General features: G+C 46.1%; 19 protein-coding genes. 14 read left to right on the top strand and 5 right to left on the bottom strand.

What is annotated here, in order from left to right; genetic code table 11:
• The first annotated feature begins 2 nt into the window (after positions 1 to 2).
• Entirely contained in the window at positions 3 to 1415 is a 1413-nt protein-coding gene (gene lpdA / locus K7G97_RS11265; protein ID WP_223040606.1) for a dihydrolipoyl dehydrogenase, read from the top strand.
• A 109-nt stretch (positions 1416 to 1524) separates the two neighbouring features.
• Positions 1525 to 1830, top strand: a complete 306-nt coding sequence (locus K7G97_RS11260; RefSeq protein WP_023468848.1) for an SAV0927 family protein — start codon at positions 1525 to 1527, stop codon at positions 1828 to 1830.
• 54 nt (positions 1831 to 1884) lie between these two features.
• Here the strand turns inward: K7G97_RS11260 and K7G97_RS11255 are convergent, their stop codons facing one another.
• Entirely contained in the window at positions 1885 to 3372 is a 1488-nt protein-coding gene (locus tag K7G97_RS11255) for an aminotransferase class I/II-fold pyridoxal phosphate-dependent enzyme (RefSeq protein WP_035406702.1), read from the bottom strand.
• Positions 3373 to 3501: 129 nt separating this feature from the next.
• On the opposite strand from K7G97_RS11255, the gene K7G97_RS11250 reads away from it, so the two are divergent.
• From K7G97_RS11250 to K7G97_RS11240, 3 genes are all read left to right on the top strand, one after another.
• Positions 3502 to 3777 carry a UPF0223 family protein gene (locus K7G97_RS11250; protein ID WP_262415742.1) on the top strand — a complete coding sequence of 92 codons (276 nt, stop codon included), beginning with the start codon at positions 3502 to 3504 and terminating at the stop codon, positions 3775 to 3777.
• Positions 3778 to 4059: 282 nt separating this feature from the next.
• Positions 4060 to 4248, top strand: coding sequence for a hypothetical protein (locus tag K7G97_RS11245; RefSeq protein WP_023468845.1), 189 nt, complete (start codon positions 4060 to 4062; stop codon positions 4246 to 4248).
• Positions 4249 to 4372: 124 nt separating this feature from the next.
• Complete coding sequence (locus K7G97_RS11240; protein WP_223040605.1) at positions 4373 to 5158, top strand: inositol monophosphatase family protein; 786 nt, start codon at positions 4373 to 4375, stop codon at positions 5156 to 5158.
• Positions 5159 to 5199: 41 nt separating this feature from the next.
• On the opposite strand, the gene K7G97_RS11235 is transcribed toward K7G97_RS11240, so the two are convergent.
• A complete protein-coding gene (locus tag K7G97_RS11235; RefSeq protein WP_158581850.1) occupies positions 5200 to 5370 on the bottom strand; it encodes a DUF5325 family protein in 171 nt (56 codons plus the stop codon).
• A 184-nt stretch (positions 5371 to 5554) separates the two neighbouring features.
• Here K7G97_RS11235 and typA point away from each other — a divergent pair, with 184 nt between their 5' ends.
• The 3 genes from typA to K7G97_RS11220 all read left to right on the top strand — a co-directional run bounded on the left by typA (position 5555) and on the right by K7G97_RS11220 (position 9002).
• Positions 5555 to 7402 (top strand): translational GTPase TypA, encoded by a 1848-nt coding sequence (typA, locus tag K7G97_RS11230; RefSeq protein ID WP_023468842.1) that lies wholly within the window; start codon positions 5555 to 5557, stop codon positions 7400 to 7402.
• Positions 7403 to 7428: 26 nt separating this feature from the next.
• Positions 7429 to 7782, top strand: a complete 354-nt coding sequence (locus K7G97_RS11225; protein ID WP_023468841.1) for a YlaH-like family protein — start codon at positions 7429 to 7431, stop codon at positions 7780 to 7782.
• Between the two features lie 122 nt (positions 7783 to 7904).
• Entirely contained in the window at positions 7905 to 9002 is a 1098-nt protein-coding gene (locus K7G97_RS11220) for a PQQ-dependent sugar dehydrogenase (protein ID WP_223040604.1), read from the top strand.
• Positions 9003 to 9045: 43 nt separating this feature from the next.
• Here the strand turns inward: K7G97_RS11220 and K7G97_RS11215 are convergent, their stop codons facing one another.
• Positions 9046 to 9249 (bottom strand): YlaI family protein, encoded by a 204-nt coding sequence (locus K7G97_RS11215; protein WP_029342171.1) that lies wholly within the window; start codon positions 9247 to 9249, stop codon positions 9046 to 9048.
• Positions 9250 to 9366: 117 nt separating this feature from the next.
• Between K7G97_RS11215 and K7G97_RS11210 the strand changes: the two genes are divergently transcribed.
• Positions 9367 to 9819: a PNPOx family protein gene (locus K7G97_RS11210; RefSeq protein WP_214859707.1), complete on the top strand. Its 453-nt coding sequence runs from the start codon at positions 9367 to 9369 to the stop codon at positions 9817 to 9819.
• A 40-nt stretch (positions 9820 to 9859) separates the two neighbouring features.
• Positions 9860 to 11176 (top strand): PhoH family protein, encoded by a 1317-nt coding sequence (locus K7G97_RS11205; protein WP_223040603.1) that lies wholly within the window; start codon positions 9860 to 9862, stop codon positions 11174 to 11176.
• A gap of 39 nt (positions 11177 to 11215) precedes the next feature.
• Here K7G97_RS11205 and K7G97_RS11200 read toward each other — a convergent pair whose 3' ends face one another.
• Complete coding sequence (locus K7G97_RS11200) at positions 11216 to 11677, bottom strand: hypothetical protein (RefSeq protein ID WP_029342168.1); 462 nt, start codon at positions 11675 to 11677, stop codon at positions 11216 to 11218.
• 123 nt (positions 11678 to 11800) lie between these two features.
• On the opposite strand from K7G97_RS11200, the gene K7G97_RS11195 reads away from it, so the two are divergent.
• From K7G97_RS11195 to K7G97_RS11180, 4 genes are all read left to right on the top strand, one after another.
• A complete protein-coding gene (locus tag K7G97_RS11195) occupies positions 11801 to 12079 on the top strand; it encodes an Fpa/YlaN family protein (protein ID WP_023468835.1) in 279 nt (92 codons plus the stop codon).
• Positions 12080 to 12149: 70 nt separating this feature from the next.
• Positions 12150 to 13421, top strand: coding sequence for an FtsW/RodA/SpoVE family cell cycle protein (locus K7G97_RS11190; protein WP_223040602.1), 1272 nt, complete (start codon positions 12150 to 12152; stop codon positions 13419 to 13421).
• Positions 13414 to 16848: a pyruvate carboxylase gene (locus tag K7G97_RS11185; RefSeq protein WP_223040601.1), complete on the top strand. Its 3435-nt coding sequence runs from the start codon at positions 13414 to 13416 to the stop codon at positions 16846 to 16848. The genes K7G97_RS11190 and K7G97_RS11185 overlap by 8 nt, the downstream gene beginning before the upstream one ends.
• A 75-nt stretch (positions 16849 to 16923) precedes the next feature.
• Complete coding sequence (locus tag K7G97_RS11180) at positions 16924 to 18279, top strand: cryptochrome/photolyase family protein (RefSeq protein ID WP_223040600.1); 1356 nt, start codon at positions 16924 to 16926, stop codon at positions 18277 to 18279.
• A 46-nt stretch (positions 18280 to 18325) separates the two neighbouring features.
• Here K7G97_RS11180 and K7G97_RS11175 read toward each other — a convergent pair whose 3' ends face one another.
• Positions 18326 to 19219 (bottom strand): COX15/CtaA family protein, encoded by an 894-nt coding sequence (locus K7G97_RS11175; RefSeq protein ID WP_023468831.1) that lies wholly within the window; start codon positions 19217 to 19219, stop codon positions 18326 to 18328.
• Positions 19220 to 19318 lie beyond the last annotated feature (99 nt).

Here is a 19318-nt window from a genome sequence, read left to right as displayed (position 1 = left end):
CAATGGTAGTAGGTGAATTCGCACAAGAAACAGAGTTACTCGTAATCGGGGCTGGCCCTGGTGGTTACGTTGCTGCAATCCGCGGCGCGCAACTCGGTATGAAAGTAACAATCGTTGAACGTGAAAACGTCGGCGGTGTTTGCTTAAACGTTGGATGTATCCCATCAAAAGCCTTGATCACTGCAGGACATAACTTCCAGCATGCTAAAGGTGCAAGCGATATGGGGATCACTTCTGAGAATGCAACTGTCGATTTCTCGAAAGTTCAATCTTGGAAACAATCTGTCGTCAACAAATTGACTGGCGGCGTTAGTGGTCTTCTTAAAGGGAACAAAGTCGAGACTGTCGTTGGGGAAGCTTACTTCCAATCAGAAGATACAGTCCGTATCATCAACGAAGATTCTTCGACTCCTTACAAATTCAAGAAATGTATCATCGCGACAGGTTCGACTCCAATCGAACTTCCAGCTTTCAAATGGTCAAAACGCGTTCTTTCTTCAACAGGCGCATTGAACCTTCCTGAAATCCCGAAAAAACTCATCGTCATCGGTGGCGGATACATCGGGATGGAGCTTGGTACAGCGTATGCGAACTTCGATACAGAAGTCGTCATTCTTGAAGGAACAAAAGATATCCTTTCTGGTTTCGAGCCTGCTATGACGCAAGTCGTTAAGAAAAAGCTCAAACAAAAAGGTAACATCACAATCCACAACGAAGCACTTGCTCAAAGTGTGGAAGAGTCGGAAGATGGCGTTAAAGTAACATTCGAAGTCAACGGTGAAGCACAAACAGTTGAAGCGGACTACGTCCTCGTCACTGTCGGTCGTCGTCCGAACACTGGTGATCTTGGTCTTGAAATGGCAGAAGTCAAAGTCAGCGACCGTGGTCTTGTCGAAATCGACGATCAGTGCCGTACTTCAAACGAAAACATCTACGCAATCGGTGATATCGTTCCAGGACCACCACTTGCACACAAAGCTTCATTCGAAGCTAAAATTGCTGCTGAAGCAGCTGCAGGACACCCTGCATACCTCGACTACAGCGCGATTCCAGCGGTCGTCTTCACAGATCCAGAACTCGCTACAGTCGGTTACACGGAAGCACAAGCGAAAGAAGAAGGACTCGATTACATCGCGTCTAAATTCCCTTACGCTGCGAATGGTCGTGCACTTGCACTCAACGAGCCAGACGGCTTCTTGAAAATGATCACTCGTAAATCAGATGGTCTCTTAATCGGCGCGCAAATCGCTGGTACAGGCGCATCTGATATGATCGCTGAAATGGGACTCGCAATCGAGTCTGGTATGACAGCTGAAGATATCGCACTCACAATCCATGCGCACCCATCACTCGGTGAAATCGCAATGGAAACTGCTGAAGTTGCAATCGGTAGCCCAATCCACATCATTAAATAATATCGAAACACCTCATACACGGGGAGCCGACCGTGTATGAGGTGTTTTTTGTTTGGTCTTGATTCAAAAAAGGAAAAGAAAAAGTAAAAATTGGAGAGGGTGGACGCACATGGAATCCGTGACTACCTTAGAGGAGCTGTATTACGTATCAGAGATGGATAAGGTTCGTTTTGTCGGCTGGACGACTGCACTCGCCCGCTATGATTTTGCTGTCGTCTGCACGGGACAATTCTTCGGGAAAGTACTCGTCGTCAGTTTAACCGGTGGTCAGTCAGCGTTACTCGATCAACAGGATGTGCTAAATGGAGATGTTTTGATTCGTACATTTGCGATTGAGCGGGAGGATGTCGAAGTGATCGGTGAAGCACTCGCGGCATTCATACCTTGTTCACCAAACGATGAATACGCCGAATGAAAGGTTCAAAAAAGCAGCCATCCTGAGTAATAAGGATAGCTGCTTTTGCATTTTTTAACGAATCGCATTCGATTGTTGAATGACTTTGATCGTCTCAAGCGAATGATCCTCAAGACCTTGAACCGGAAGACCGGCTTCGATGTTTTCTTTGATATAGGCAAGGTTGTCTGCCGTGATCATCTCGCCTGGGATGAAGATAGGAATACCAGGTGGATATACCATCATGAATTCAGCTGAAATCCGCCCGACCGCATCGACCAACGGAATCGTCTCTGTCTCTTCATAGAATGCATCACGAGGACTGAGAGCGAGCGCTGGGATGTCTGGAAGAACAATCGAATGATCAGTTGTTTCGGCACCATTGTTCTGATAACGTGCGACAAGTAACGACATCGCATGTAAGAAGGCGTCAATCGTCTCTTCCGAGTCACCAGACGTGATGATGACAAGAATATTGTTCAAATCAGAAAGTTCAACTTCGATCCGATGTTCTTCGCGTAAGAACTCTTCGACGAGGTGACCAGAAATACCAAGTCCTTTGACGGAAACAAGCACTTTCGTTGGATCAAAAGCGAACGTCGCACTCGAATGAAGATCGGATTCACCGAAAACAGCGAGATAAGGAAGCTTCGCTAATCCAAAGCGCATCCGTGTCGCAAGTTCAAGTGCCCGACGATTCATCGCTTCACCGTTGATCGCAAGATGACGCCGAGCGCAGTCAAGAGAAGCGAGCAACAGGTAAGATGTCGATGTCGTCGTCAACATCGAGAGCACTGCTTGAACTTTATCTGGAGAGACAAGTCCGCGACGAACGTTCAGGACAGAACTTCCTGTAAGTGAGCCACCGAGTTTATGCACACTGGTTGCGGCAAGATCAGCTCCTGCTTGCATCGCTGACAACGGCATATCTTCGTGGAATGCGATATGGACGCCGTGTGCTTCGTCGACGAGTACCGGAATACCTTTACTATGGGAAAGCTTGACGATGCTCTCTAAGTCACCAGCAACGCCGAAATAGGTCGGGTTGATAACGAGAACGGCTTTTGTATCAGGATGAAGTGCAAGGGCACGTTCTACCGCGCTTGGTGTGATTCCGTGCGCGATTCCGAATGTCTCATCGAATTCAGGGTGAATGAAAATCGGATGCGCACCAGAAAGAACGATAGCTGACATCACCGATTTATGCACGTTCCGAGGAACGAGAATTTTATCATCAGGTCCGACGACACTCATGATCATCGCCATGATGGCCGTTGAAGTTCCTTGTACGGAAAAGAACGTTTCGTCGGCATGGAAGGCTTGAGCTGCCAATTGATGAGCTTCCTTAATGATTGCCTTTGGATGATGGAGATCATCAAGGGGAGCAATATTGATTAAATCGATATCGAGCGCATTCTGACCGATGAACGATCGAAAGGCTGGATCCATTCCTTGACCATTTTTATGACCGGGAATATGAAATTGAATTGGTTGACGTTTCGCATGCGCAAGTAGCGCATCGAATAAAGGTGTATCGAGCTGTGTTAAGCTTTTTGTTTGCACCAGATTTCCCCCCTTAAAACCGAATAAAAATACAATCAAACAAGCTAACTATAACAAGTTTTCGGACGGTTGCAACTGTTTTATGCTTCTTTTCCGTGTAAAATAGAAAAGTGCAGAAAGGAAGTGGGAATGATGGCATTGAATTATCCGCTCAATTCCGATTGGTCGACTGAAGAAATCGTAAAAGTCATAGACTTCTTTAATTTAGTCGAGCAAGCGTATGAGACAGGCGTTGAACGACAACGATTGCTCGAAGCATATCGTGAATTCAAGCAAATCGTCACCTCGAAATCCGAGGAAAAACAGTGGGATCAGTTTTATATGGAAGAGACCGGTTGCTCGAGTTATCGGACGATGCAGCAGGCGAAACGTCAAGAAGAACCGATCGTTCGCATGAAGAAATAATTGAATCATGAAGATAAGACTCCTATGCGATCGTATAGGAGTCTTATCTTTTAATCCGACTGGAAATGTGCGGGAAATGATCAACATTTGTTTAAAGTGGAAAGGAAGCGGCTATATACTACATACAAGACGTTGGCCTTACAAATATGTGAAACTGTATTTTTTAAAATTAGATGCTTTACATCTAAGTTGAATCGTACTATTATAGATTCAATCCACTAATAAGTCGCAATTGTCTGACAAATTAAACCTCTGTTTATCCCGCGAAGGAGTGTGGTTACTGTGAAACAAGTGATAGAAGCATACAAGAGAAAAGATGCAGAAAAACGCATTCCTGTATTGCGTCTCGAAATCGATTATGAGCTTGCTACATTACATGATGCGATGGTGGCAAGTGACGCAGAAGCTGTTGGCGCAAGTAAAGAGCGTCTCGAAAAATATCGTCAAGAGATGGTACGTCTTGAAGCTTGATTTCAACGTTCCGATCTCTACCTTATAATAAAATATCAACTCTTCAACCAGCGAACTGTTCGCTGGTTTTCTTTTTTTGTTACTATAGAAGAAGCTGGAAACAACGATGAAGGAGTGAACTCAAATGCAGATTGAGTTGGATGCGATAGATTTGATCAAACGAGCGGGAAAATACATTCGCGAAAAAATTGATGGTTCGTATCACGTCGAACAAAAAACCGGAAAAAGCGATTTAGTGACAGAGATTGATCAAGCCGTCGAGGACTTATTGATTCAAGGTATTTTAGATCGTTATCCGAATCATCATATTTATGGGGAAGAAGGGCGAATCGCTCGACCTGATACACTCGAAGGCACGATCTGGTTCGTTGATCCGATTGATGGAACGATGAACTTCATTCGTCAAAAACGAATGTTTGCCATCTCGATTGCGATCATGATAGATGGTGAGTTACATTATGGGTTCGTCTACGATGTCATGGCGGACGAGTTGTTCCATGTCATCAAAGGGCATGGTGCTTATCAAAACGGCATACGGTTACCACAAATCGAGGAGCGGAGTGTTAAAGAAGCAATCATCTGTATGAACGCGACCTGGGTGACACCAAATCGTCGAATCAATACGGATCGTCTTGCGCCACTCGTACGACACGCGGTAGGTGTACGAGCAATCGGTGCAGCATCACTTGAACTCGCATGGACAGCTGCAGGACGTGTTGATGGGTATATCACGATGCGTAATATGCCTTGGGATTACGCAGCTGGTCAGTTATTGATTGAAGAGGTCGGTGGGCGTGTCGGAACGATCACAGGTGAATCGATGTCATTTCTCGAACAAACGAGTGTGCTAGCAGGGAGCCAGACATTCGTTGAAGATGTGTTGACATTCGTACAAACACAAGAGGATTGAAAAAAGGTTTCTTTCGTCTTGAACGAAAGGAACCTTTTTGTTCATGCTTGTTTTCGCAAACGTGCCTTTAAAACGAACCCGGCACCCATCGTAACAATCATCAAGATGACAGAGGCAATCGTCATCGGTACGTTTTGTTCTGCGATGAAGATGCCGATGGCTGCCATGGATCCTACGGCAAGCATGGCGAGTAATAAAAATAGCAGGCGCATGTTTTTTCCCCCTCTACCCGTGAGTACGTTAACAGTGTAGCGTGAATGAAGGATAATGAAAAGGCTTTCGGAGTGATGTCGAATCTTAGTCATTGCCAATTAGGACTCTACCTGTGCTATACTCTTAAAGTTGACCGAAAGTATGATAAGATTTATTTAAATGAATAGAAAGAGGTACACACCTATGACAACATTAGTACGAAATGATTTACGCAACGTTGCGATCATCGCCCACGTTGACCATGGTAAAACAACATTAGTCGATGAGCTTTTAAAACAGTCTGGTACGTTCCGTACGAACGAACAAGTCGAAGAACGCGCAATGGACTCAAATGACATCGAGCGGGAACGTGGAATCACGATTCTTGCGAAAAACACTGCAATTGACTACAAAAACACACGCATCAACATCGTTGATACGCCAGGACACGCCGATTTCGGTGGAGAAGTTGAGCGGATCATGCGTATGGTTGATGGCGTCATCCTCGTCGTCGATGCACGTGAAGGCTGTATGCCACAAACACGTTTCGTTTTGAAAAAAGCACTCGAGCAAGGACTTCAACCAATCGTCGTCGTCAACAAAATCGACAAACCGATGGTCCGTCCTCTTGAAGTCGTCGACGAAGTCGTAGATCTCTTGATCGACCTCGGAGCTGACGAAGATCAACTCGAATTCCCAGTCGTTTATGCATCGGCAGTCAACGGCTCAAGTTCATTTGAACCCGAATTAGAAAAACAAGAAGATACAATCACGAACGTTCTTGATTTGATTCTTGAGCACACACCAGCACCTGTCGATAACACAATGGAACCGCTTCAGTTCCAAGTGACGATGCTTGACTATGATAACTACCTCGGACGGATCGGTGTCGGTCGTGTCTTCCGTGGAGAAATCAAAGTTGGCGATAGCGTTTCGCTTTCAAAACTTGATGGTTCAACGAAGAACTTCCGTGTTACGAAGTTGTTCGGTTACTTCGGTCTAAAACGTGTCGAAATCGAAACAGCAAAAGCTGGAGATTTGATCGCGATCGCTGGTATGGAAGATATTAACGTCGGTGAGACGGTTTGCCCGACTTCACACGTTGATCCACTCCCATTATTACGTATCGATGAGCCAACGCTTCAAATGACATTCATCGTCAACAACTCGCCATTCGCTGGTCGTGAAGGGGATCTCGTTACTTCACGTAAAATCGAAGAGCGTCTTGAAAAAGAACTCGAAACAGACGTTTCACTTCGCATCGAAAACACGGACTCACCGGACCGCTGGATCGTTTCTGGCCGTGGGGAACTTCACCTCGGGATTTTGATCGAAAACATGCGCCGTGAAGGATACGAAATTCAAGTATCGAAACCGCAAGTAATCATCAAAGAAGAAGAAGGCGTCAAAGTCGAGCCATTCGAACGCGTCGTCATCGATACACCAGAAGAGTACACAGGTTCTGTCATGGAATCGATCGGTCTCCGTAAAGGTGAATTGACGAACATGCAAACAATGGACAACGGTCAAACGAAGATGGAATTCATCGTTCCTTCACGTGGTTTGATCGGTTACCGTAACGAATTCCTCTCTGCTACACGCGGATACGGAATCATGAACCACACATTCGAAGAATACCGTCCGTTCATCCAAGCGGATATCGGTGGACGTCGTAGTGGTGTTATGGTCTCAATCGAAACAGGTAAAGCAACTGCTTACGCAATCTCAGCTCTTGAAGACCGCGGAACGATCTTCATCGAGCCTGGTATCGAAGTATACGAAGGTATGATCATCGGCGAATGTAACCGTGATGTCGATCTCGCTGTCAACGTCGTTAAAGCAAAACAATTAACGAACATGCGTGCATCTGCAAAAGACTCAACAAACGTTCTTAAACGTCCACGTGTCTTCTCACTTGAAGAGTCGTTGACATTCTTGAACGAAGATGAGTACTGTGAAATCACACCACAATCGGTTCGTCTCCGTAAACAAGTCTTGAACAAAAACGAACGTGAAAAGCAAGAAAAACGTCGTCGTCTAGGTAAAGATTAAGTCTTGAACGAATAGGGGGACTGGCAATGAATGCACAAGCTGCCGTTGCTTCTGATTTCTCGAAATACGATATTCCGTTCATCGCGAAACTTCTCGGTATTGGAAGTGATCCGAATAACATCGAAGCGGGATTTTATCCTTTAATGATTACCGTCGTCATCTTGACGCTTGTCGTCTTTAAGTTAGGATTTGCTAAGGAACTAGCATGGTGGAAATCACTGATCGTCTATCTCTTGCTCGCCGTGTTCTCGGCAGCATTGACGCTTGTCTTCTGGACATGGCCGATTCCTGAAGTACTCCTTGCGATGGTCTTCGTACTTGGTATTTATCGCTTCCGGATGTGGATGGTCAAGCGTGAACGTGAACGGACAGCTTCTTGACGGAAGCATGTCATGAATCAAAAGAACGAATCTCTTCGGAGGTTCGTTCTTTTTTTTGAGCCAATTCAGATGCATGATTTAAAGCGTAGCGGGAACTAGAATACTAAAAGGGGGAAAAAACATTGAAGATCAAGTATGTCATATCACCCCTCCTGTTAGCGGGTGTTCTGATGGGCTGTACACAAACATCAGAAGAATCGTCAACAGAGGAAACGAATCAGACGACACAAGAAAACAACCAACAGGATTCAAGTGATCAAGAAGCGACACAATCATCTCAAGCGCAAGAAGACGTCGTATTTAAAGAGCTAAACGCTCCGTGGAATATTGTCCGAGAAGAAGAGGTATTTTACATCACGGAACGAGAAGGAACGATTGTCAAAGGAAAACAAGGTGACTATGAACGGATGCGCCTTCAGCTGAAAGAGGATGTTCTCGCTGAAGGAGAAGGTGGATTACTTGGGATGGTACTTGATCCTGATTTTAAGGACAATCAGACGGCATACGTCTACCATACGTACGCTAAACAAGGGCAAGCGACGAATCGCGTCATCGCGATAAAAGAAGAGGGTGACCAGTGGACGGAAGAACGTGTCTTACTCGATGATATTCCCGGAGCGACGATTCATAACGGGGGACGGCTGGAGTGGGGACCTGAAGGCGCGCTCTATGTCACAGCAGGAGACGCAGCGAATCCTGAACTGGCGCAAGACATTGATTCATTGGCAGGAAAGGTTTTACGCATCACACCGGAAGGGGAACCGTTCGAAGGGAATCAAAAAGGATACGTCTACAGTCTCGGTCACCGGAATCCACAAGGACTTGTTTTCGTCGATGATCAACTGTATGCAAGTGAACATGGGCAAAGTGGGCACGATGAAATCAACCGAATCGAACAAAAGAATTATGGATGGCCGACGATTGAAGGGAAAGAACAAGCAGACGGACTGGTGACGCCGTGGTATGAAGTAGGAGAACAATCTGTTGCACCAAGTGGAGTTGCAACAGCAGAGAATACACTTTATTTTGCAACACTTGTCGGACAACGATTACAAACCATCGATCTAGAGACGAAGCGAGTCAAGACGATCGTCGAAAATCAAGGTCGGATTCGAGATGTCTGGATTGACGAGACATCAATTTACTATATTACAAATAATACGGACGGAAGAGGGAATCCAACGGCAGATGATGATCGACTCGTTCGTATCAATCGATGAACAATAAAAGGTCTGTCAGGGAATTTCCCCGCAGACCTTTTATTTACCAGTGTTTTCGTTTCGTTTCCCAAGTCGGGTATAGATGGAATTGTCCAGAAGCGTGGCGTTCAAGTGTCCGTTCTTCTACGCGTGATCGACACTCATCACAAATGTGGACACGAACAGGTTTATTGCGTAATCGCTTCGCCGTGAAGGACCAATCATCAATCGTTTCACGCTTATCGCAAATCGTACATTTCACTCGCATGCCAGGTCCTCCCTTTTTTTCTTAGTATATCATATTAGAAGATTATTCAGATGTAAAAAAGGGAAACGAGAAGTATATCTCGAAATATCATCACTAAGTCGTAGAGGGGGTGATGTCATGGCAAATAAAGTTGAACAACAGCTCAACTCAGGTCAACTAGAAGCACTATCGCAATTACCACTCGTTTTTTTAATTACGCATGATCAATCCAAACATTGGCCCATCACACATGCAATCAGTTGGGTACATGCGACGGATTCGCAAACGGTTCGATTTACAATCGAAGCAGATTCTCATCTCGTTAAAACATTACGAGAACATCCGGTCTTCACATTGATCTTTTTTGCAGATCAGTCGACGTACAGCTTAACGTGTACGGACGTCAAGGCGTTTACGCCGCAAGAAGACCTTCCGTTGCCACTCGCTTTTTATGAGGGACGCGTTGAGGAGGTACGTGACATCTTGTTTTACGGAGCAGCTGTCACACAACGACCGACTATCGAAAAAACATACGATGAACAAGCAGCCGAACGGTTGGATCAACTCGTTCATCGCATCCTAAAAGCGTAACATTCATCACAAACTCGACTCTAAAGGGGCGAACGATGGAATGAAAAAAATATACGTACTTGATACTAATGTCATGCTTCACGATCCACTTTCTCTTTTTCAATTCCAGGAGCACGACGTCGTCATACCAGCGATCGTACTAGAAGAACTAGATGGAAAAAAACGCAACATGGATGAGGTTGGACGCAATGCGCGAGAAACAGCTCGCATCTTAGACCAATTACGGGAAACGGGTCAGCTTCATGCAGGAGTTCCGCTTGGAAACGGCGGTATTCTTCGCGTCGATATTGGGGACTCCATTCATGAAGGTTCGCCGTTTACGCATGAATCAAACGATAACAAGATTATCGAGCTCGCATGGTCGATTCATCGGGAGCAACAGCTCGAAACGACCCCACGAGATGTCATTCTCGTCTCAAAAGATATCTTAGTCCGCGTCAAAGCGGATGCGTATGGATTAGTCGCTGAAGACTATATGACGGATCATATCGCTGATTTGACCGGTCTTTATACAGGATTCATCGAAGTGACCGTCGATCAGGAATATATTGATGCCTTCTATCAGGACAAACGGCTTTCAGTGGATGTCTTGCCAGAAAAAGTGCAACCGAATGAGTTCGTCATCTTAAAAAGTAACATGTCGAAAGCTTCAGCCATCGCCGTCGTTGATCAGAACCTGCCGATCATCCGGGCACTTTCGATCGATGTCGATCAAGTCTGGGGCGTCATTCCAAGAAACGTTCAACAACGGATGGCATTTGAGTTATTATTACGTGACGACGTACCACTTGTGACACTCGTTGGTAAGGCAGGTACCGGAAAAACGTTACTCGCACTCGCTGCGGGGCTCCTGCAAGTGGAAGACGAGCACAAATATAAAAAACTGGTCGTTGCTCGTCCTGTCGTACCGATGGGAAACGATATCGGCTACTTGCCGGGTGAAATGGAAGAGAAGCTTCGTCCGTGGATGCAACCTATCTACGATAACCTCGAACACCTTTTCAATACGGGATCGGGAGACGAACTAGGTAACATTCTCGCCGGAATGAAGACGATTCAACTGGAAGCATTAACGTACATCCGGGGACGTAGTATGCCGGGACAATTCATCATCATCGATGAAGCGCAGAACTTGACGAAACATGAAGTCAAGACGATTTTGACACGTGTCGGTGAAAATTCGAAAATCGTGTTAGTCGGGGATCCACAGCAGATTGATCATCCGTATCTAGATGAGTATTCCAATGGTCTATCCTACGCCGTAGAACGACTCAAAAATGAGAAAATGACGGGACATGTCAAACTCGTCAAAGGGGAGCGCTCGAACTTGGCGCGCCTCGCAGCCGATTTACTATGAAAAAACGTGGTGCGTCTATTCAGGCGCACCACGTTTTCCTTATATGACAGTAACCGTATGAACGGATTTGACGATCCGTTGTCCGTGTAACAGATGAACGGGTCCATCTGCTAACACTTTGCCGTCTTGTGAGAACTGCAGATACACTTCGTCGAGTTGCTCAAGGGGAAGTTCAACCGTTTCTTCGCCTTCGAAACGAATGGCAATCGCATCCGGTAAGAGCTCGGCATTCCGGATGAACGGTGCAAGCGCCATGGCGAATGACCCTTGAAGCGCGGCTTCTTTTTCAGCACGTGTCATCGGACGATTGTGATCCGTACGACTGCCTTCCATGATGCCTTTATCCCACGCAGCCCCCATTTTCGCGTAGTACGCTTCTTGTTCACTTGTGTCGGCTGGTTGCCCGATTTTCTCGATTGCTACCTTTCGTTCATCAAAGATCCAGACTGTCGGATCAATCGTTAACTGATGCCGTACTTTACCGTTAATCGGAAAAATCATTTGTTCTACCCCCTAAATGTGTAAGTCCAACAAATCCATTATACCGAAACGTTGAATTGTTGGCGAAAGTAAGGTAAAGTTTAGCTATAACAGGAACGCGTCATTTGATGAGGAGGGATTGGATTGTCAACTGAAATCGAGACAGTTCATCGCCAGCGCGCTCTTGAGCTACTAGAAGCGGATGCACAAAAAATCCGCCGGTTGATCGAGGTCCAGCTTGCGAATTTAACGATGCCACAATGTCCTCTTTACGAGGAAGTATTGGATACACAAATGTTCGGATTATCCCGTCAGATTGATTTTGCGGTACGTCTTGAACTGATTGATGCGGGTGAGGGGAAACAATTACTCGAATCACTTGAACAGCAATTATCTGATTTACATGATGCGGAGACGTGCTGATTTTCTACTCAAACGTGAAATGCGGCGTTTGGGTATTTTTTTTTAGAAAATGAAAAAAGGACGTGTACATATGTTAGCGAAGTTTAAAGAAAAACGAGCATTTTTTGACTATGGTCTCTTCTTTACGATGCTCATCCTCATGGCGATCAGTACGGTCATGGTCTATAGTGCGAGCGTGTGGAACGGTGGAGATTATGCGAATACGTCCTTCTTTGAGAAGCAGTTGATGTTTGATGCGATGGCGATCGTGCTGTTCCTTTTCGTTTCACAAATCAATCATGAGGTGTTCCGTGGACCAGTGATTCGTTTACTCTTGTACGCGATTACATGGTTGATGTTGATGGCGACGCTGTTTTCGGCACCACTAAACGGGGCTCGCGCATGGTTGAACTTCGGTATCTTCTTGATTCAACCAATCGAGCTTTGTAAATTCGTGCTCGTCGTCGGACTTGCGAGTTATTTTGATCAAAAGCACAAAGGGAAAATGGACGGCGTGATTGGGATCGTCCATCACTTCATCCATCGTCAAATTCCAGCGACGTCTCCAGGAAGACGGATTTTACTTAGTTTCTCGGACTGGATCTTGATTCCGATGGTTGTATTACTTGCACCTTACGCGATCATCATTCGCATGCAACCGGATGACGGCGGATTGTTCATTCTGTTACTCATCACGGCGATGATTTTATTCGCAGTTGGATTACCGAGTGGTTACATCATGTTATGTGTCGTCACCGTACCAATCATCTTCTTGTACGCATGGAATAATTTTTCGGATAATCAGATGCAACGGATTCAAGCAAGTTTAAATCCCTTCCTTGACGCAGAAGGTAAGGGATATCAGCTCATCAACTCCGTCATATCGATTGCCCACGGGGGATTATTCGGAGTAGGTCTCGGGAATAGTTTTCAAAAGTATGGCTATCTACCAGAGCCTGAAACCGACTACATCATGTCGATCATCTCGGAGGAACTCGGGTTCATCGGGGTTCTTGTAGTACTCGGTCTATTGTTCTATCTGATGATTCAAGGGGCGGTCATCGCTAATCGGTGTGTCTCGCTTTACTCGAGCATGCTCGCTCTCGGGATATCCGGTATCATCTTCATCCAGACATGTATCAATATCGCGGCCATGTCCGGTCTGTTTCCAGGTACAGGTGTTACCTTGCCATTCATCAGTTACGGTGGGTCATCGTTACTCGTCATGAGTACGATGCTTGGTGTGATGGCAAACATTTCCATGCAAAACAAATATCGAGTGGCTTATCAGAAAGAAGTGCGGACTGCACGTTCGATGAGTGCCACAAGCTCATTAACTAAAGGGGGAGCATCAGTTGACTAAAATCCAGAAGATTCTCGTAGCAAACCGCGGGGAGATCGCGATTCGCGTTTTCCGTGCAGCGACAGAACTCGGTATTCGTACCGTTGCCATTTATTCGCGAGAGGATATGGGTTCTCTTCATCGCTATAAAGCCGATGAAGCGTACCGGATCGGAGAAGGGAAAAAACCGATCGAAGCTTATCTCGATATTGAAGATATCATCGCAACAGCGAAAAAAGCCGAATGTGATGCGATCCATCCTGGTTATGGATTCCTCTCTGAGAATATTGAGCTAGCCAAACGTTGCCGTGAAGAGGGAATCATCTTCATCGGACCGCAAGAAGAGCATCTGTATAAGTTCGGGGATAAAGTACGGGCACGGACGACAGCGATTGAAGCCGGTCTTCCTGTCATTCCGGGAACGGATGGTCCGATCTCATCCATTGATGAAGCATATGCGTTCGCAAAAGAAGCAGGCTATCCACTCATGGTCAAAGCATCGCTTGGCGGTGGTGGACGCGGTATGCGTGTCGTCCGGACAGAAGAAGAGCTTCCAGACATGATCGAACGTGCGAAATCTGAAGCCTTGAAAGCATTTGGTTCGGATGAGATTTACGTCGAAAAATTAATCGAACGACCAAAACATATTGAAGTTCAAATCATCGGTGACGCCCATGGGAACATCATTCATTTGTTTGAACGTGATTGTTCCGTACAGCGTCGTCACCAAAAAGTCGTCGAAGTGGCACCATGTGTGACGCTTTCAGACGAAGGTCGACAAAAGATTTGTGACGCAGCCGTCACATTGATGAAGCATGTCGGATACGAAAATGCGGGTACGGTCGAATTTCTCGTGACACAAGATGAATCGTTCTATTTCATCGAGGTCAACCCACGTGTCCAAGTCGAGCACACGATTACGGAGATGATCACAGGCGTTGATATCGTCCAGACACAGATCCGTGTTGCTGAAGGCGAATCGTTACATAGCGACCTCGTTGGTATTCCGCAACAAGAAGACATTAAGATGCTTGGTTTTGCGATCCAAAGCCGAATCACGTCAGAAGATCCGGAGAACGGTTTCTTACCGGATACAGGGAAAATTAAAGCCTATCGTTCACCAGGCGGTTTTGGTGTACGTCTCGATGGTGGGAATGCTTATGTTGGAGCGGAAATTTCACCATATTATGACTCACTGCTCGTTAAAATCTCGACGCATGGTTTGACGTACGATCAAGCCGTTGCGAAGATGCGTCGAAACTTAAGTGAATTCCGAATCCGTGGGATCAAGACGAATATCCCATTCTTAAGCAACGTCTTGAAGCACCATGCGTTCGTCAGCGGGGATTACAATACATCGTTCATTGATGATACACAAGAATTATTCATCTTCCCGAAACGTCAAGACCGGGGAACGAAACTTTTGACGTACATCGGAGAGGTTTCCGTCAATGGATTCCCGGGAATCGGAAAATTGGACAAGCCGCTTGCGCGTGACGTCCGGATTCCGAAAAATCTCCCGACAGACTATACACCAGGTGCAAAAGCGATTCTCGATGCGGAAGGTCCAGAAGCCGTCGCAAAATGGTTGGCAGCTCAGGAGAACGTTTTGTTGACAGATACGACATTCCGTGATGCCCATCAGTCGCTCCTTGCGACGCGGATGCGGACGAAGGATCTCGTTGCGATTGCAGAGGCGGAAGCGAAACTGCTACCTGAACTGTTTTCTGTCGAAGCATGGGGAGGCGCGACATTTGATGTTGCCTATCGATTCTTGTCGGAGGATCCATGGGTTCGTCTGATGAAATTGCGTGAAAAGATGCCAAATGTCCTCATTCAAATGTTGCTTCGTGGTGCGAACGGCGTCGGTTACAAAAACTATCCGGACAACGTCATCCATACGTTCGTTAAGGAAGCGGCGCAAGCAGGAGTAGACGTCTTCCGAATCTTCGATAGCTTGAACAACCCCGAGTCGATCCAACTTGCGATCGATGCGGTCTTGCCGACAGGTAAAATCGCGGAAGCAGCTGTCTGTTACACAGGGGATTTATTTGACGCGAATCGTCCGAAATATCACCTGCCGTATTACGTCAATCTGGCGAAACAACTGGAAGAAAGCGGCGCTCATATCATTGCCATTAAGGATATGGCGGGTCTCTTGAAACCGGAAGCAGCCTATGCGCTCGTATCAGCACTTAAAGATGCGGTATCGCTACCGATCCATCTCCACACACACGATGCGAGTGGGAACGGGATTTATACGTATGCGCGTGCGATCGATGCAGGTGTCGACGTCGTAGACGTCGCAGCATCAAGCATGTCGGGACTTACGAGTCAGCCAGCGGGTGGTAGCTTGATTCATGCCTTAAGTGGTCATCCACGTCAACCGCTCGTATCAGCACAGAAGTTTGAACAGATTTCGGATTATTGGCAGGACGTGCGTCATCTGTATCAAGCATTCGAACTCGATATGATCGCACCAAATCCAACGGTCTACGACCATGAGATGCCGGGTGGACAGTATTCGAACTTACAGCAACAAGCAAAAGCGGTCGGACTCGCGGATCGTTGGTCTGAAGTCAAAGAAATGTATGCGCGTGTCAATATGCTGTTTGGCGATATCGTCAAAGTCACACCATCGTCAAAAGTCGTCGGAGACATGGCACTCTTCATGGTTCAACATCATCTGACGGAAGAAGATGTCTTGCACCGTGCAAGTGGACTTGATTTCCCGGATTCAGTCGTCGAACTGATGAAAGGGGAGCTCGGAACACCACCGGATGGTTTCCCGAAAGACGTTCAACAGGCTATTCTCAAGGGAGCTGCCCCACTGACAGAACGTCCTGGTAAGATGATGGAACCACTCAATTTTGATGCAATCAAACATGAGTTGTTCGAAAAGCTTGAACGTCCAGTTACAGAATTTGATGCACTCGCTTACGCGCTCTATCCAAAAGTCTTCATGGACTACAGTTCGTATGTCGCTCGATATGGCGATATCTCTGTTCTTGATACGAATACGTTCTTCCATGGAATGCGTCTAGGGGAGACGATCGAGGTTGAAATCGAACGAGGCAAGACACTCTACCTCAAGTTGATTCAAATCGGTCAGCCAGACGATCATGGTATGCGGACGATCTATTATGAAATGAACGGTGTTCCTCGTGAAGTCGAAGTCAAAGACATCAGTATCAAGGAAAGTTCATCAAGTCGTCCAAAAGCAGATCGAAGCAATGCGAAACAAATCGGTGCTTCAATGCCGGGTAGCGTGCTGAAGGTACTCGTCGAGACTGGTACACGTGTCCGTAAAGGAGAGCAACTCCTCGTCACAGAAGCAATGAAGATGGAAACGACAATCCAAGCACCGGAAGACGGTGAAATCAAAGCCGTCCACGTCAAGGAAGGCGAAGCCATCGCGAGTCAAGACTTATTGATTGAATTCGTATAAGGTCACAACGAAAAACAGGCGCACGCTCGGCGGGCTGCCTGTTTTTCATTCAATACGTAGTGGGAGAGGATACGATTGAACATTATTTGTTGGGTACGAAGTGATTTTCGATTACAAGATAACCACATGTTGGCACGTGCTGTTGAATTACTAAATGAAAATCCGAAGGCGACGGTCGAGTTCGTCTTTTGGCTCAATCCGGATTACATCGGGGAATATGAAGCACGGCAACAATATTTCTTCCAAGCGCTCGAAATATTTTCTGATGCCTGCAAAGAGAAAGAGATGCCGATCCGTTTCATCGAAGGCGATGAACAGGCTTTCTTAGACGCAACTGGTGATGCGGACGTTTTATTATTTAATGCGGAATATGTCGAACCATTCAAGACGCGAGATGAAAAAATCATTAAAAAGCGTAAAGATCGTCAGACGGAGCGGCTACTAGACCGGCATCTTCTTCACCCGCATGACATTAAAAAGCAAGATGGAAAGTTCTATAAAGTATTCACGCCATATAAGAATGCATTCATGAAAAAAGACATTCCTGCACCATATGAAGTCAAGTGGCAAACGCTGCGGGATCATTATCAAAAGCGTCAGCACGATAATAGTTTCATCAACGCTTATTTTAAAAAGGCAAAGTCGGAAGCCGTCTTCCATCCTGGTGAAAAGCAGGCGAAACAACGCTTGAAGAAATTCATCGAACAATCGCTTGAAGATTACGAAGAGAATCGTGATTTTCCTGCTGTCGACGGTACGAGTTTACTTTCTCGCTATTTACGGACTGGAGAAGTCGGCATTCGGACCGTCTATGCGGCTGTTCAGGAGACAAAAGAATCAAAAGGGAAACAGACCTTCATCACCGAACTCATCTGGCGTGAATTCTATTACATGATTTTAATGCATTTCCCGGAATCAAAACGACAAGCCGTCAATACGCAATATCGGGAAATCGAATGGGAAGAAGATGAAGAGGGCTTCAAGGCGTGGTGTGAAGGCAAGACGGGCTATCCGATCGTTGATGCAGCGATGCGGCAATTGAATCAAACGGGGTGGATGCATAATCGTCTACGGATGATCGTCGCTTCTTTCCTGACAAAAGACTTGTTGGTCGATTGGCAGAAAGGCGAACGATATTTCCAGCAGAAACTCGTTGATTATGAAGCGGCATCAAACATCGGGGGTTGGCAATGGGCAGCATCAGTCGGAACGGATGCCGTCCCGTACTTCCGCGTCTTCAATCCGACGACTCAATCGAAGAAGTTCGATAAGGATGGAGTGTTCATTCGAAAGTACGTCACGGAAATCAAGGATTTATCAAAGCAGTATATTCATGAACCGACTGCTGAGCAACGCAAGGATTATGGCTATCCAGAACCAATCGTCGCACATGACGAAGCGCGAAAGCGTGCGATTGCTCGATTCAAATAATGAAAAAAGGATGTCCCTCAAGCGAGGAACATCCTTTTTTACGACCTTATTGAAGACGACTATTTGCCTTACGTGTTCGAAATGCATGGTACGTCAAGTAAGATAAGACTCCGAAGTAACATGTGATCAAGAAGGCGTGGAGTAATGGCACATACGTTGCATGTCCACCAAGAACGATCCAAGCCCCAGTGGCGACTTGGCACGAGATGAAGAACGTCGCGAACGCCATACCAATCGTTGTCGTCCGATGTTTTAAGCGAATCGCAACGACATGGACGAATAAGGTAAACAGGAACAATAATCCTGCCATGATCCGGTGAATCATCTGCACCCACGCTTCGAACGTCATGGAAGGTTGAGAACAGACTGGCCAACCAACGCAAGCATATGTAGCGCCGACGTGGCGTACGTAAGCACCCGTATAAACGACGATCAGCGTATAGATGAGTAGACCGTACAAGAGCTTCCGTAAGAATGCTGGGACAGATTCCCTGAATTCCTGACCCGGACGCTCCATGATCAACAATGTCAAAATCAATAGCGAAGCAAAGGAAATCAAAGAGATTCCGAAATGTAACGCCATGACGAGGTCTGATTGTTGCCAAACGACTGCTCCAGCACCGACGATCGATTGAATCAACATGAAGATGAAAGCAAGAAACGCAAAGATCTTCGTATCTAATCGATCCTTGAAGGCAACGAGCGTCCAGAGACATAAGGCAATGATTAAGAGTCCAACGACTCCAGTCACAGCGCGGTGACTATATTCAATCATCGTTTCAACACTTGGGTTCGTCGGAATGAGTTCCCCGTGACAGAGTGGCCAATCCGTTCCACAACCATCTCCCGAATCCGTTTTTGTGACTGTCCCACCCATCAGTAAGACGATCATCATCGTAAACGTGACGAAGGCTGAAAACATCGAAAGTTTTCGATTCAAGATTTGGACACCACCTTTCTAAAAAAATACGAAATACATGGATTTCCATAGGTCTAGTATCGCATAAAAAGTCCTGAAAGGGTTGCAATCTTTTAGAAC

The organism is Exiguobacterium acetylicum (assembly GCF_019890935.1).
GTDB lineage: Bacteria > Bacillota > Bacilli > Exiguobacteriales > Exiguobacteriaceae > Exiguobacterium_A > Exiguobacterium_A abrahamii.
The sequence above is the reverse complement of the archived record's forward strand: the minus strand, read 5'-3'. Positions and strand labels throughout refer to the sequence as shown.

Coding starts and splice junctions, on each gene's coding strand:
- lpdA (WP_223040606.1), top strand. CDS start 3: ATGGTAGTAGGTGAATTCGCACAAGAAACAGAGTTACTCGTAATCGGG.
- K7G97_RS11260 (WP_023468848.1), top strand. CDS start 1,525: ATGGAATCCGTGACTACCTTAGAGGAGCTGTATTACGTATCAGAGATG.
- K7G97_RS11250 (WP_262415742.1), top strand. CDS start 3,502: ATGATGGCATTGAATTATCCGCTCAATTCCGATTGGTCGACTGAAGAA.
- K7G97_RS11240 (WP_223040605.1), top strand. CDS start 4,373: ATGCAGATTGAGTTGGATGCGATAGATTTGATCAAACGAGCGGGAAAA.
- K7G97_RS11235 (WP_158581850.1), bottom strand. CDS start 5,370: ATGCGCCTGCTATTTTTATTACTCGCCATGCTTGCCGTAGGATCCATG.
- typA (WP_023468842.1), top strand. CDS start 5,555: ATGACAACATTAGTACGAAATGATTTACGCAACGTTGCGATCATCGCC.
- K7G97_RS11225 (WP_023468841.1), top strand. CDS start 7,429: ATGAATGCACAAGCTGCCGTTGCTTCTGATTTCTCGAAATACGATATT.
- K7G97_RS11215 (WP_029342171.1), bottom strand. CDS start 9,249: ATGCGAGTGAAATGTACGATTTGCGATAAGCGTGAAACGATTGATGAT.
- K7G97_RS11210 (WP_214859707.1), top strand. CDS start 9,367: ATGGCAAATAAAGTTGAACAACAGCTCAACTCAGGTCAACTAGAAGCA.
- K7G97_RS11205 (WP_223040603.1), top strand. CDS start 9,860: ATGAAAAAAATATACGTACTTGATACTAATGTCATGCTTCACGATCCA.
- K7G97_RS11200 (WP_029342168.1), bottom strand. CDS start 11,677: ATGATTTTTCCGATTAACGGTAAAGTACGGCATCAGTTAACGATTGAT.
- K7G97_RS11190 (WP_223040602.1), top strand. CDS start 12,150: ATGTTAGCGAAGTTTAAAGAAAAACGAGCATTTTTTGACTATGGTCTC.